This window comes from Paraburkholderia ginsengiterrae, assembly GCF_001645125.1.
GTDB classification, from domain to species: domain Bacteria; phylum Pseudomonadota; class Gammaproteobacteria; order Burkholderiales; family Burkholderiaceae; genus Paraburkholderia; species Paraburkholderia ginsengiterrae.
In genome coordinates, this window is sequence record NZ_LXKA01000158.1 from 1 (window position 1) to 491 (window position 491).

Sequence of the window (491 nt, forward strand, 5' to 3'; positions counted from 1 at the left end):
GAGATGGGCTACAAGCTCGGCTCCAACCAGCTGGAAGACGCATTCAACCGCATGAAGGCGCTGGCCGACCGCAAGAAGGACATCTACGACGAGGACATCGAGGCGCTGATCGACGAGGAGATGGCAGCCGCCCACGACCGCATCAAGCTCACTTCGCTGACGGTCATTGCCGGCACCCATGGTCCGCAGCGCGCCACCATGAAGCTCGACGTCGACGGCCAGACCAGGATCGAGGAAGCGGAAGGCAACGGCCCGGTCGACGCGGTCTTCAACTGCATTAGGCGGCTGGTGCCGCATGAGGCGAAGCGCGAGCTGTAGCAGGTGCACGCGGTGACCGAAGGCACCGACGCCCAGGCCGAGGTCACCGTGCGCCGCGCACATGAGTGCCGTTCCAGGAGCGCCCGGGCCGCGGATCCGGATACGCTGGTGGGTTCGGAGAAGGCGTAGCTCGGCGGGCTGAACAAGATCGTGATGAAGCACCAGCGCGACAT

The 491-nt window shown here is 65.2% G+C and carries 1 pseudogene; it reads left to right on the forward strand.

Annotated features, from left to right (window positions below):
- Window positions 1-51 precede the first annotated feature (51 nt).
- Window positions 52-447, forward strand: a pseudogene (locus A6V37_RS12970) (alpha-isopropylmalate synthase regulatory domain-containing protein).
- Window positions 448-491: the final 44 nt, after the last annotated feature.